Genomic DNA, 11,861 nt, shown 5'->3' with positions numbered 1-11,861 from the left:
CATCGTCGGGATCTCCCGCGCATGACGTGGACCACCCTACAAGCGTGCTCCGAGGCCCGGGGAATCATCGGGAATGTCCCTCGGGGCGCAGCAACAGACCGCCCACGACCGCACACCCGAGCGCCAGCAGGCCGGCGGCCAGCACCGCGTGGTGCAGCCCGGCGACGAACGCGCCCGGGTCGGTGCCGAACGGGCCGGCCGCGGGAAGGAAGGTGCCCAGCCACGCCACGCCGACCGCCAGACCGGTCTGCCGGAAGGTGTCGTTCGCACCTGCGGCCAGCCCGCTCTGCTCGGGCGGGAGCGCGGTGAGCGCGAGCGCGCTCCCGGACGGGTTGAACAGCCCGGTGCCGACGCTGGCCAGCAGGAAGCCGGGCAGGATCGAGGCCCAGCCGGAGTCGGCGTGCGTGGTCCACGCGAAGACCACCATCCCGGCGGCCACGAGCAGCAGCCCGACGACGGCCAGCGCTCCGGGAGCGAACCGGGTCATCAGGCCGGCCGTCATGCCGGAGACGACGAAGACGAGCGCGGTGCCGGGCAGGTACGCCAGGCCGGTCTGCAGCGGGCTCAGCCCGACGACGCCCTGGAGGTAAAGGGTCAGGTAGAGGAAGCCGGCGAAGAAGGACGCCGAGATGCCGAAGACGAGCAGCTGCGGTGCGGTGAAGCTCGGCCGCCGGAACAGCCCGAGCGGCAGCATCGGAGCACGCGAGCGGTGTTCGATGACGACCAGGGCGACCAGCGCGGCCAGCGCACCGGCCAGCGACGAGGCGACCAGCGCGCTGCCCCAGCCGTCCTCGTTGCCACGGAGCAGGGCGAGCACGAGCAGGAACAGGCCCACGACGAGCGCCACCTGACCGGGTACGTCGAGCCGCCGGGCCTGTGGGTCCCGGCTCTCGCGCACCCGGCGCGCCAGCACGAGGGTCAGTACGCCGATCGGCACGTTGCACCAGAAGATCGCTCGCCAGCCGATCGCCTCGGTCAGCACGCCGCCCACGAACGGGCCGATCGCGAAGGCGGCCCCGATCGCCGCGCCGTAGACGCCCAGCGCCCGGGCCCGTTCCTCGACCGTCGGCGTCACCTCGGAGATCAGCGCCAGCGCGGTGGCGAACAGCACCGCGGCGCCCACTCCCTGAGCCGCACGCGCGGCGACCAGGGTCGCGATGCCGGGCGCGAGCGCGCACGCCGCCGACGCGAGCGTGAACAGCACCATGCCGCCGACGAACGCGCGCTTGCGACCGAACCGGTCCGCAAGCGCTCCGGCCGAGAGCACGACGGCCGCCAGGGGCAGCGTGTACGCGTCGATCACCCACTGCAGCCCGGACAGGCCGGCCTGCAGCCCGGCGGCGATGTCGTTGAGGGCGGTGTTGACCACGCTCACGTCGAGCATCAGCATCACGGTCGCAACGCAGGCGACAGCGATGCTGACCTTCTGGCCGGGGGCGGTCCCGGTGACCTGTGCGGTCTCGGTCGTCATCGTCATGACACGAGATGCTGGCCGCACCGGGGGTGCGCCGACCATCCCAGGCGGACGGGTTCTCCGGAGCCCCAGAACTGTCGGTGGGCACCGGTTCCCAGACATCTGGGGCGGGCCCCGGTGCCGCCCGGTGCCGCCCGTCGTGGCGGGCGTGGTGGGCACCATGCGGGCACGCTGCCGCGGGGCGTGCTGGAGCCGGTAGCCTGTCGCCGTACGTTCTCAGGGCGGGGTGGAAGTCCCCACCGGCGGTGAGGGCGTCCCGGCGGATCCGGGGCGACCGAGCCCGCGAGCGCCGTCCCGGTCTCGACCGGGGCGGGTCAGCAGATCCGGTGCGACTCCGGAGCCGACGGTCACAGTCCGGAAGGAAGAGAACGCGACGGGCCCCGCGCGCGTCGTCACGCCCTGGGTGACACGCGAACAGGAGAGCCCATGTCACCCACCGCCCCCCGCGTCGCCATCGTCGCGGCCCGCTGGCACGCCGACATCGTCGACGTCGCCGTCGACACGTTCCGTACCGAGCTCGAGCCGCGCGGCTACACCGTCGACGTCGTGCACGTGCCGGGTGCGTTCGAGATCCCGCTGCAGGTGCGCCGGCGCGCGCTGTCCGGTCAGTACGCCGGCGTCGCGGCAGCCGCGCTCGTGGTCGACGGCGGCATCTACCGTCACGACTTCGTGGCGGCGTCGGTCGTCGACGCGCTGATGCGCGTGCAGCTCGAGACCGACGTGCCGGTGTTCTCCGCGGTCCTCACGCCGCACCACTTCCACGAGCACGACGAGCACACGACCTACTTCCGGGGCCACTTCGAGACGAAGGGCCGCGAGCTGGCGGCCGCCCTGGACGCGACGGTCAAGCTGCCCGCCTGCTGACCCTCGCCCGACCGCTCCGGGGCTCGGTCGGGCGCTCAGTGCGGGGCGGGCGCGCCGTCCTCGTACCGCTCGATCGGGTCCTTGTCGCCGCTGAACGGCAACAGTCGCACGACCGCCACGACGACCGAGCCGACGACGAGGCCGATCACGGCCGAGATGCCGGTGTTGGCGAGCCAGGCCAGGGCGCTGCCGACGACGCCGTGGACCGCGTGCTCGATGTCGTGCTCGATGCCGTGGACCCACGTGTACGGCGCGTCCCACCAGCCGACCTCGTGCACGTTGACGAGGAGGATGTGGCCACCGACCCAGAGCATCGCGACGGTGCCGACGATCGAGATGATCGACAGCAGGCGCGGCATGGCGGCGACCAGGCCGCGCCCGACCTTCTGGGCGAAGGCCGAGGAGCGCTGGGCGAGGCTGAGGCCGGCGTCGTCCATCTTCACGATGAGCGCCACGACGCCGTAGACAGCGACGGTGATGACGATCGCGACGACGAACAGCGTGCCGAGCTTGGTCCAGAAGCCCTCGTCCTCGACCGACGCCAGCGCGATCACCATGATCTCGGCCGACAGGATGAGGTCGGTGCGGATCGCTCCCGCCACCAGCTCCCGCTCGGCATCGGCGCCGACCTCGGCGACCGGGGCCTCGTGCTCGTCGTGGCCGGTGACCATGTGCCAGATCTTGTGCGCGCCCTCGTAGGCCAAGAACGTGCCGCCGATCATCAAGATGATCGGGAGCAGGTCCGGCAGGAACTCGCTGAGCAGCAGCGACACCGGGAGGATGATCAGCAGCTTGTTGCGGATCGAGCCGATCGCGATCTTCTTGACGATCGGGAGCTCGCGTGTGGCCGCGACGCCCTGGACGTACTGCGGCGTGACCGCGGTGTCGTCGATCACCACGCCGGCCGCCTTGGCGGTCGCCTTGCCGGCAGCCGCGCCGACGTCGTCCACCGACGCGGCGGCCATCTTCGCGATGGCGGCGACGTCGTCGAGAAGTCCGAACAGGCCAGCGCTCACGAGAGGCGGTCCGTGGTGAGAGGCATGCCGAAAGGCTACCGGCCGGAGGTGGCCAACCCGGCGTCCGCGCTCACCTGGTGCTGCTCCTGGACGACTTCGGTGAGCTGCACCGCCTCCCGCAGCCGGCGGTGGGCGGTGTCGAACGGGTCGACGACCCGCTCGAGCACACGGCGCACGGGCGGGGCAGCGAGGCCCATCGCGACGGCGACGCCGATACCGACGGCGGCGAGCAGGCCCGGTCCCGGCCGGTCGTGCGCCCAGGCGACGAAGCCGAGGTACTCCAGCTCCTTCACCACGAAGCCGTGGAAGAGGTAGACGACCAGGGTCGCCGAGCCCATCCGGGTGAACCAGCCCCCGACCCGCGGTACGACGCTCAGCCACGCGCACGCGCCGACGACACCCGCCAGCAGCACGAGCAGCCGGGTCAGCACCGCGGTCGAGGTCGGGTCGTCGAGCAGAGCGAAGGGCCGGGCGTAGAGGTAGTCGCGGCCGGCCCACTGGTCGAGCGAGCCGGAGACCACCCACAGCGCGGCGAAGGTGGCGACGCCGATCGCGGCCGGGAACCTCCCCCGCAGCCACTCCAGCGCCTCGGGCGTGGCCTTCAGCCCGAGCACGAAGAAGGGCAGGAAGCCCAGGATCCGTGGCGCGTCCAGCCAGCGGGTCCAGTCGCCGGCGAGGAAGCCGCCGGCGATGCAGATGCCGACCGCCACCGCAACACCGCCGCGCAGCGGCCGCATCAGCGGAGTCACGAGCCGCCAGGCGACCATGGCGAGCAGGTACCAGAGCGGGAAGTGCGGGTCGGCCCACAGGTCGGCGAGCTGCTCGCCGCCGACGTTGATCCGGAACCACCCCAGCGCGCCCTCGAACAGGACATACGGCACCAGCAGCGTGGTGACCAGCTGCCACAGCCGCGCCGGCGTGTAGCGGAAGCCCCGCGACAGGTAGCCCGACAGGAACACGAACGCCGGCATGTGCCACAGGTAGACGAAGTCGTACAGGTGCCCGCCCACCCCGTCGGCCGGCAGCAGCGCGAGCAGGTGCCCGACGACGACGAGCGTGACCAGGCCCATCTTCGCGTTGTCGAGCCACGGGTCCCGAGGTGTTGGTGCCATCGCTCCTTGGTACCCGAACCCGCTGTGCGGAGACCAAGTGTCAGACAACCCCCGCCTGGGAGCCCTCGGCACACCGGACGACGCGGAGCCTCGCACCGCACCCCGGCCCGCGCCTTGTAGGACTCCCACAAGGACGCGCCGCCAAGTTCGTGGACGACGCAGGCGCGGTCGCCGGGCGCCGGACGGCAGTCTGGTTGCGTGCTCGTGATCGTGGCCCCCGGACAAGGCGCACAGACGCCAGGATTCCTCTCGCCCTGGCTGGAGGACGACGCCGTCGCGGCCTACGTCGCCTGGCTCTCCGCCGTCGCCGGGATCGACTTGGTCCACTACGGCACCGAGGCCGACGAGGACACCATCCGCGACACCAAGATCGCCCAGCCGCTGCTCGTCGCCGCCGGCCTGGTCGCCGCGCGTCAGCTCGGCGCCACCGCGACCGCCGTCGCCGGGCACAGCGTCGGCGAGCTCACCGCGGCCGTCGGCGCCGGCGTCCTCACCGCCGAGCAGGCGATGGTCCTGGTCCGCGAGCGCGGCAACGCGATGGCCGAGGCCGCCGCCGTCACCCCGACCGGCATGACGGCCGTCCTCGGAGGCGACCGCGACGAGGTCCTCGCCGCGATCGCCGCGCAGGGCCTGACCGCCGCCAACGACAACGGGCCCGGCCAGATCGTCGCTGCCGGCACCACCGAGCAGCTCGCCGCCTTCGCCGAGCACGCCCCCCAGGGTGGCCGCCTCCGGCCGCTCTCGGTCGCGGGCGCGTTCCACTCCCCCCACATGGCCCCGGCCGTCGACCACGTGACGGGTCTGGCCCGTGCGGTGTCGGTCGCCGACGCGCACACGCCGTTCATCACCAACGCCGACGGCGCCTCGCTCCAGCGCGGCCGCGACGTGCTGGACCGGATCGTCGGCCAGATCGCCCGCCCGGTCCGTTGGGACCTGTGCCTGGCGACCATGGCCGACCTGGGCGTCACCGGAATCTTGGAGCTGCCGCCGGCCGGCACCCTGACCGGGATCGCGAAGCGCTACTTCCGCGGCAGCGAGCCACCCGTCGAGACCTTCGCCCTCACCGGCCCGGAGCAGCTCGACGAGGCCCGTTCGTTCTGCGAGCGCCACGCACTCCAGACCGAGGTCGTGCCCGCATGACGATCCTGCGTACCGAGACCGGGTCGTCGTACGCCGCCGTGCTCGGCGTGGGCGCGTACCGCCCGTCGCGCCTGGTGCCCAACTCCGAGGTCGTCGACGCGATCGACTCCAGCGACGAGTGGATCCAGCAGCGCTCGGGCATCAAGACCCGCCGCTTCGCCACCGACGAGGAGACGGTCGTCGCGATGAGCGTCGCGGCCTCCCAGCAGGCCCTCGACGCCGCCGGCATCGACGCCCGCCAGATCGACTGCGTGATCGTGGCGACTGTCAGCCACCTGCGGCAGACACCGTCGGCGGCGACCATGATCGCCCACGAGCTCGGCACCGAGCAGGCGGCCGCGTTCGACATCTCGGCCGCGTGCGCCGGCTTCTGCCACGGGGTCGCGCTCGCCAACGACATGGTCCGGGGCGGCAGCGTCGGCTACGCCCTGGTGATCGGCGTCGAGCGGCTCTCCGACATCACCGACCCGACGGACCGCGGCACCGCGTTCATCTTCGCCGACGGCGCCGGCGCGGTCGTGGTGGGCCCGTCCGAGACCCCCGGCATCGGGCCGGTGGTCTGGGGCTCCGACGGCGAGCACTACGACCACATCCGCACGGCCGACTGGCGCGACGTCCTCGCCTCCGACGAGCCGTCGATGCCGTGCCTGAGCATGAAGGGCAACGAGGTCTTCCGCTGGGCGTCGTTCACGATGGCCAAGACCGCCCAGCAGGCGCTCGACCGCGCCGGCATCACCGTCGACGACCTCGACTGCTTCGTCCCCCACCAGGCCAACAACCGGATCACCGACGCGATGGCCCGCTCGCTGCGGCTGCCCGACTCGGTCAAGATCGCCCGCGACGTCGTCGACGCCGGCAACACCTCGGCGGCCTCGGTCCCGATGGCACTGCGCCGGATGATCGACGACGGCGACGCGAAGTCCGGGGACCTCGCGCTCCTCATCGCCTTCGGCGCCGGCCTGGCGTACGCCGCCCAGGTCGTCGTCGTCCCCTGACGGGCCGCCCCGCGGCCCGCCCACGATTCAGCACCACCCGGTACCACCCACCAACCACGGGAGAACACAAGAATGAGCACCGAAGAGATCCGCGCCGCCCTCGCCGAGATCGTCAACGAGGTCGCCGGCATCCCGGCCGACAGCGTGCAGCTGGACAAGTCGTTCAGCGACGACCTGGACGTCGACTCGCTCTCCATGGTCGAGGTCGTCGTCGAGGCCGAGGAGAAGTTCGGCGTCACCATCCCCGACGACGAGGTCAAGAACCTCAAGACGGTCGGCGACGCCGTGGCCTACATCGAGCGCAACCGCGCCGCCTGATCCCCACCTGACTCACCAAGGGAGACCATCAGCCATGTCCCGCACTCGTGTCGTCGTGACCGGCCTGGGCACCACCAGCCCGCTCGGCGGCGATGTCGCCAGCACCTGGGAGGGCCTGCTCGCCGGTCGCTCGGGGGTTCGTCCCCTCGGCGACATGGCTGAGGGTCTCCCCGTGAAGATCGGTGGTACGGCGGCCGTCGAGCCCACCGACGTCCTCGACCGCGTCGTCGCCCGACGTCTGGACCGCTCCTCGCAGTTCGCCCTCGTGGCGGCGCTCGAGGCGTGGGCCGACTCCGGGCTCGACGCCGTCAAGGAGGCGGGCAACCTGGACGGCGACCGGTTCGGCGTCGCCTTCGCCTCGGGGATCGGCGGCGTACAGACGCTGCTGTCCAACCACGAGATCCTCCTCGAGAAGGGTCCGCGCCGCGTCTCCCCCATCGCCGTCCCGATGCTGATGGCCAACGCTCCGGCGGCCACCATCAGCCTCAAGCTCGGCGCCCGCGGCCCGGTCAACACGCCGGTCTCGGCCTGCGCGTCGGGCAACGAGGCGGTATCCCTGGCCGCCGACCAGATCCGGCTCGGCCGGGTCGACGTCGCGATCGCCGGCGGCACCGAGGCGGCCATCCACCCGCTGCCCATCGCCGCGTTCGCCAACATGATGGCCTTGTCGAAGAACGACGGCGACCCGACCACCGTGTCGCGGCCGTTCGACGTCTCCCGCGACGGCTTCGTGCTCGGCGAGGGCGCCGGCGCCCTCGTCCTGGAGTCCCTCGAGCACGCCCAGGCCCGTGGCGCCCGGATCTATGCCGAGGTCCTCGGCACCGGCATCACCGCCGACGCCCACGACATCGCCCAGCCCGACCCGGAGGGTCGCGGCGGCACCCGCGCGCTGCGCGCCGCCGTGCAGGACGCGGGCGTCGCCGCCAGCGACATCGTGCACGTCAACGCGCACGCGACCTCGACCCCGCAGGGCGACGTTGCCGAGTCCCTCATGCTGCACGCCGTCCTCGGCTCGGCCGCGAACGACCTGGTCGTCTCCGCCACCAAGTCGATGACCGGCCACCTCCTCGGCGGCGCGGGCGCACTCGAGGCGGTCGCGACGGTGCTGGCGATCCATCACCGTACCGCTCCGCCGACCATCAACCTCGACGAGCAGGACGCGCGCGTTGAGCTCGATGTCGCCACCAAGCCGCGGGACCTCCCGCTGGGCGACATCGCCGCGATCAACAACTCCTTCGGCTTCGGCGGTGCCAACGTCGCCGTCGTCTTCGGGTCGCTCGGCTGACCCTCCCGGACCGGGGTCGCTGGAACCCTCCCATCCAGCGGCCCCCGCTGCAGATTGCTCCCCGATACGAAAGCGCCCCGGCTCGATCCTCTCGAGCCGGGGCGCCTTCGTGGTGTCGTGCAGGGATCCGGTCAGACCACCTGGTGCAGCCAGCGGACGGGCGCACCCTCACCGGCGTGCCGGAACGTCTCCAGCTCGTCGTCCCACGGCTTGCCCAGGAGCTTGTCGATCTCGTTCTCGAGGGTGACCTCGCCGAGGGCGGCGCGGACCACGGCGGCCTTGAGCCGGTCCTCGGGAATCATGATGTCGCCGTGCAGGCCCATCACGGCGTGGAAGACGCCGAGATCGGGCGTGTAGGAGAAGCGCGCGCCCTCCGTCGACGCGGTCGGCTCCTCGGTCACCTCGAAGCGCAGGTGGTTCCACCCACGCAGCGCGGAGGCCATCTCGGCCGCGGCGCCGACCTTGCCGGTCCAGGAGAACTCGGCCCGATAGGTGCCGGCCTGGGCCGGCTGCGGCGTCCAGTCCGGGTTGACGGGCACGCCGAGGACGCCGCCCACGGCCCACTCGATGTGCGGGCACAGCGCGGACGGCGCGGAGTGGACGTAGAACACGCCCCTGGTCGCACTCATGCTTCCGGTCACCACGAACCCTCGCTTCCCTCTACCTCCGGCGCGAGATACGCCTTCCCCAGCGGTCTCAACGGAGGTGTCGGATGCGAACGCGTGCGGACACCGTCTGCGGAGTGACACCTGTGATGTTGTGTTCCCATTGTGGCCCATGGGGCGGCAGGACACCAGCGCAACCGCCGCGTGTCTGGATCCACCCTGCCGCACTCACGCGCCGAGCGCGAGGAGCTCGTCCATCACCGCGACCGCGATGCCGAGGCCGCCGAGGTGGCTCTCGCCGTCGATGGTCGTCATCGTGGCATCGGGCAGGCGGTCGACGCAGTGCTGCCCGTGCCGGAACGGCACGATGTGGTCGTCGTCGCCGTGCCACCAGCGCACCGGCACCTTCACGTCGGCGAGGCGGAAGCCCCAGTCCCGGGTGAACATCAGCAGGTCGGCCAGCGGGGCCGAGGTCTGGAAGCGACTGCCGTTGAGCAGGTCGTCGAGGAACATCGCCTTGAACTCGGGCCGCCCGAGCAGGTGCTTGTCACCAGGCGGCTGCACGGCGGCGTAGAGGTCCAGCGCCGGACCGGCCAGCGGCTTGACCGTGCGGATGGCGCCGGTGAGCGCGATGCCGAGCGGGACCCGGGTCGCGGCCAGCAACGGCGCTGCGTGCACCGCGAGCTGGATGATGCCACCCTCGGCCGCGTCCGGGCCGCGAGTCGGGGCCACTCCCCCGAGCACGCCGACGCCGTGCACCCGTTCCGGCAGGGCGGCCCCCGCCGCAAGGGCGTACGGCCCGCCGCCCGACAGTCCGATCACCCGCACGCTGTCCACCGCCAGCGCGTCCAGCAGCAGGCGGAGGTCCTCGGTCCAGTCGAGCACGTTCTCGTACAGGTGCGGCGTCGAGGAGCCGATGCCCGGCCGGTCGATCCCGATGATCCGGGCGCCGACCTCGTCGGCGTACGCCCGGGCGTCCACGGGGATCTGCCGCCGCGCACCGGGCGTCCCGTGCATCCACACGATCGCCGGTCCCCGGCGTGATCCGTACTCCGCGAAGCTCAGCCGACGCTCGTCCCGGACGGCGACGCTGCCCTCCAGCGTGGGCCGCTTCGGCCGCTCCGGGATACGGAGCGCAGGCAACGTCATGGGCAGGAGTGTGGCAGGTGCCACGCGCCCGGGCACCGGTGTCCTACGCTTCGGCCATGATCGACGGAGGAACCGAGCCCCGCGCCGCGTCCGCACCGGGCCGCCGTCGGGCGCAGCGCCCCGAGCGCCGGCGCGCCGGGAGCCTGGGCACCCCCCGGATCCCGCGCCCCTCGTTCCAGTCGCGCGGCTGGAGGATCGCCGGTATCGCCCTCGCCCTCGCCCTCGCGCTGTCCTGGCTGGCCTGGTACGCCACGACGCCCGAGAAGCTGCCGACATCGACGAAGGTCGTCAACGCCAACGGCGTGGTCGGTACCCCGCTGTACGTCGGTATGTTCGCCGCGCCGGCCGACCTCGGCCGGACCCTGCGCATCTCGGGTGTCGAGGTCCACACCACCAGCGACGTGAAGCTGACGGTGACCCCGCTGCTGTGCCGCCGAGGCACCATCGGCGTCACCACGAAGCCCGACCAGTTCTGTGCCGACCTCGTCGATCCCGAGCACCAGCGGCTCGTCGGCGGCGACTCCATCGTCGTGCGCGTCGATGCCGACGAGGCGGCCCTGGCCGTGATCGACCGGATCCGGATCGCGTACCGCGAGGACATCCGCTGGGACACCCAGCCGGCGGGCAACCGGCAGGCGATCGTGACGATCGCCGGCCGCTCCTGAGCGGCCGGCGACCTCCTCACGCGCCGGTCAGCCGCGGTCGATCCTCTTCTCGACGGCCGCGGCCCGATCGGCCGCGTCGGTGATCTCGTCGGCGTCGATCGCGTTGGTCTTGTGGAACCAGGTCAGCGCGTCGTTGAGACGGCCAGCCTCCTCCAGCGTGTCGGCGTAGGCGTACCGCAGCCGCACCACCCAGGGCTCCCGGGTCTTGGTGTTCAGCGGCGAGACCTCGAGCGTGCGCAACGCGGCGTCCAGCTGGCCGAGGTCACGACGCGCGCCCGCCTCGACGAGCGTCATCTCCGCCTTGGCGGCCGGAACGAACTTGACCACCGACGGACTCTTGGCCAGCTCGAGCGCCCGTGTGGGGTTGCCGAGCGCACGGTGGCAGTCGGCCATGATCGGCAGGTAGGCCGTCGCGCCGTTCATCCGCTTCGCCGCACGCAGCTCCGAGAGCGCCTCGGCGTAGTGACCCGCGGCGTACGCGGCCTCACCGACGGCCTCGCGCACGGACGCGATCCGCGGCGCACGCGCCTTGGCCGCCAGGGTGTGCTGGTAGGCGGTCTCCGGGTCGTCGTCGACGAGCTGGCCGGCCGCCGCGAGATGACGGGCCACGCGGGCCGCCAGCTTCTCCGGGAGGCCCTTGAGCTGGGCGCGAACCGAGGCGCTCAGCTCGCTGCCGGTCACGTCCTCGGGCAGCGGCGGGCCGTCGTAGATCGCCTGCTTCTCGCTGCGCTCGGCCGGGTCCAGGCGCGGCCTACGCTCGGCATCGGTGCGCGGGGCACCCCGCCGCTCGCCACCGGCGGGCCTACCGCCCCGGCCGGCGGACTTCCGCTCACCCGTGGGCCAACGCTCGCCGCTCGGCTTGCGGTCGCCACTGGGCTTGCGATCTCCGCCAGGCTTGCGGTCGTACGGCTTGCGGTCCTCTCCACTGCGAGAGCTCGCGCCCTTGCGGGGAGCTCCACCCTGTCGAGGCCCACCCTTGCGGGGGGCACCCGCGCCGTCACGACGGCCACGCTGGTCTGCCACGTCAGTCTCCTGAGACTACTTGAGATCGCTATTGAGGAATCTAGGTGCAAAACAGAGTAGGGGCCACCCAACGGGTGGCCCCTACCTGAATGTTTGTCCGGCGGCGTCCTACTCTCCCACATCCTCTCGGTTGCAGTACCATCGGCGCTGGCAGGCTTAACTTCCGGGTTCGGGATGGGACCGGGTGTTTCCCTGCCGCTATGGCCGCCGTAACT

General features: G+C 72.2%; 12 protein-coding genes, 1 rRNA gene and 1 riboswitch. Of the genes, 6 read left to right on the top strand and 7 right to left on the bottom strand.

Annotated features, from left to right (window positions below; genetic code table 11):
• Nucleotides 1-64: 64 nt before the first annotated feature.
• Entirely contained in the window at nt 65-1,477 is a 1,413-nt protein-coding gene (locus KU893_RS18210) for an MFS transporter (protein ID WP_218235817.1), read from the bottom strand.
• 205 nt (nt 1,478-1,682) lie between these two features.
• A riboswitch (FMN riboswitch) is annotated at nt 1,683-1,848 on the top strand.
• A 52-nt stretch (nt 1,849-1,900) separates the two neighbouring features.
• Here KU893_RS18210 and KU893_RS18205 point away from each other — a divergent pair.
• Nucleotides 1,901-2,338, top strand: a complete 438-nt coding sequence (locus KU893_RS18205) for a 6,7-dimethyl-8-ribityllumazine synthase (protein WP_218235816.1) — start codon at nt 1,901-1,903, stop codon at nt 2,336-2,338.
• A 35-nt stretch (nt 2,339-2,373) separates the two neighbouring features.
• Here the strand turns inward: KU893_RS18205 and KU893_RS18200 are convergent, their stop codons facing one another.
• Both KU893_RS18200 and KU893_RS18195 read right to left on the bottom strand, forming a co-directional pair.
• Nucleotides 2,374-3,354 (bottom strand): DUF808 domain-containing protein, encoded by a 981-nt coding sequence (locus KU893_RS18200; RefSeq protein ID WP_218235815.1) that lies wholly within the window; start codon nt 3,352-3,354, stop codon nt 2,374-2,376.
• 35 nt (nt 3,355-3,389) lie between these two features.
• Nucleotides 3,390-4,466, bottom strand: a complete 1,077-nt coding sequence (locus tag KU893_RS18195) for an acyltransferase family protein (protein ID WP_218235814.1) — start codon at nt 4,464-4,466, stop codon at nt 3,390-3,392.
• A gap of 198 nt (nt 4,467-4,664) precedes the next feature.
• Between KU893_RS18195 and KU893_RS18190 the strand changes: the two genes are divergently transcribed.
• The 4 genes from KU893_RS18190 (at nt 4,665) to KU893_RS18175 (ending at nt 8,204) form a co-directional block, all read left to right on the top strand.
• Complete coding sequence (locus KU893_RS18190) at nt 4,665-5,606, top strand: ACP S-malonyltransferase (RefSeq protein WP_218235813.1); 942 nt, start codon at nt 4,665-4,667, stop codon at nt 5,604-5,606.
• Nucleotides 5,603-6,601, top strand: coding sequence for a beta-ketoacyl-ACP synthase III (locus tag KU893_RS18185; RefSeq protein WP_218235812.1), 999 nt, complete (start codon nt 5,603-5,605; stop codon nt 6,599-6,601). The genes KU893_RS18190 and KU893_RS18185 overlap by 4 nt, the downstream gene beginning before the upstream one ends.
• A gap of 72 nt (nt 6,602-6,673) precedes the next feature.
• Nucleotides 6,674-6,919, top strand: a complete 246-nt coding sequence (locus tag KU893_RS18180; protein ID WP_141799363.1) for an acyl carrier protein — start codon at nt 6,674-6,676, stop codon at nt 6,917-6,919.
• A gap of 34 nt (nt 6,920-6,953) precedes the next feature.
• Complete coding sequence (locus KU893_RS18175; protein ID WP_218235811.1) at nt 6,954-8,204, top strand: beta-ketoacyl-[acyl-carrier-protein] synthase family protein; 1,251 nt, start codon at nt 6,954-6,956, stop codon at nt 8,202-8,204.
• A 131-nt stretch (nt 8,205-8,335) separates the two neighbouring features.
• Here KU893_RS18175 and KU893_RS18170 read toward each other — a convergent pair whose 3' ends face one another.
• Both KU893_RS18170 and KU893_RS18165 read right to left on the bottom strand, forming a co-directional pair.
• Nucleotides 8,336-8,833: a DUF3145 domain-containing protein gene (locus KU893_RS18170; protein WP_218235810.1), complete on the bottom strand. Its 498-nt coding sequence runs from the start codon at nt 8,831-8,833 to the stop codon at nt 8,336-8,338.
• 204 nt (nt 8,834-9,037) lie between these two features.
• Nucleotides 9,038-9,958 carry an alpha/beta fold hydrolase gene (locus tag KU893_RS18165; RefSeq protein WP_218235809.1) on the bottom strand — a complete coding sequence of 307 codons (921 nt, stop codon included), beginning with the start codon at nt 9,956-9,958 and terminating at the stop codon, nt 9,038-9,040.
• 56 nt (nt 9,959-10,014) lie between these two features.
• Between KU893_RS18165 and KU893_RS18160 the strand changes: the two genes are divergently transcribed.
• Nucleotides 10,015-10,623 carry a hypothetical protein gene (locus tag KU893_RS18160; protein ID WP_218235808.1) on the top strand — a complete coding sequence of 203 codons (609 nt, stop codon included), beginning with the start codon at nt 10,015-10,017 and terminating at the stop codon, nt 10,621-10,623.
• 27 nt (nt 10,624-10,650) lie between these two features.
• On the opposite strand, the gene KU893_RS18155 is transcribed toward KU893_RS18160, so the two are convergent.
• Nucleotides 10,651-11,646 carry a tetratricopeptide repeat protein gene (locus tag KU893_RS18155; protein WP_218235807.1) on the bottom strand — a complete coding sequence of 332 codons (996 nt, stop codon included), beginning with the start codon at nt 11,644-11,646 and terminating at the stop codon, nt 10,651-10,653.
• Nucleotides 11,647-11,741: 95 nt separating this feature from the next.
• Nucleotides 11,742-11,858 (bottom strand): 5S ribosomal RNA (gene rrf, locus KU893_RS18150).
• Nucleotides 11,859-11,861 lie beyond the last annotated feature (3 nt).

Origin of the sequence: Nocardioides daeguensis, assembly GCF_019192965.1 — a bacterium.
In the GTDB taxonomy this organism is placed as follows: Bacteria; Actinomycetota; Actinomycetes; order Propionibacteriales; family Nocardioidaceae; genus Nocardioides; species Nocardioides daeguensis.
The sequence above is the reverse complement of the archived record's forward strand: the minus strand, read 5'-3'. Positions and strand labels throughout refer to the sequence as shown.

Excerpts from the sequence above, each read along its gene's own strand:
- KU893_RS18195 (WP_218235814.1), bottom strand. The coding sequence starts at position 4,466 with ATGGCACCAACACCTCGGGACCCGTGGCTCGACAACGCGAAGATGGGC.
- KU893_RS18205 (WP_218235816.1), top strand. The coding sequence starts at position 1,901 with ATGTCACCCACCGCCCCCCGCGTCGCCATCGTCGCGGCCCGCTGGCAC.
- KU893_RS18160 (WP_218235808.1), top strand. The coding sequence starts at position 10,015 with ATGATCGACGGAGGAACCGAGCCCCGCGCCGCGTCCGCACCGGGCCGC.
- KU893_RS18175 (WP_218235811.1), top strand. The coding sequence starts at position 6,954 with ATGTCCCGCACTCGTGTCGTCGTGACCGGCCTGGGCACCACCAGCCCG.
- KU893_RS18180 (WP_141799363.1), top strand. The coding sequence starts at position 6,674 with ATGAGCACCGAAGAGATCCGCGCCGCCCTCGCCGAGATCGTCAACGAG.
- KU893_RS18185 (WP_218235812.1), top strand. The coding sequence starts at position 5,603 with ATGACGATCCTGCGTACCGAGACCGGGTCGTCGTACGCCGCCGTGCTC.
- KU893_RS18170 (WP_218235810.1), bottom strand. The coding sequence starts at position 8,833 with ATGAGTGCGACCAGGGGCGTGTTCTACGTCCACTCCGCGCCGTCCGCG.
- KU893_RS18165 (WP_218235809.1), bottom strand. The coding sequence starts at position 9,958 with ATGACGTTGCCTGCGCTCCGTATCCCGGAGCGGCCGAAGCGGCCCACG.
- KU893_RS18210 (WP_218235817.1), bottom strand. The coding sequence starts at position 1,477 with ATGACGATGACGACCGAGACCGCACAGGTCACCGGGACCGCCCCCGGC.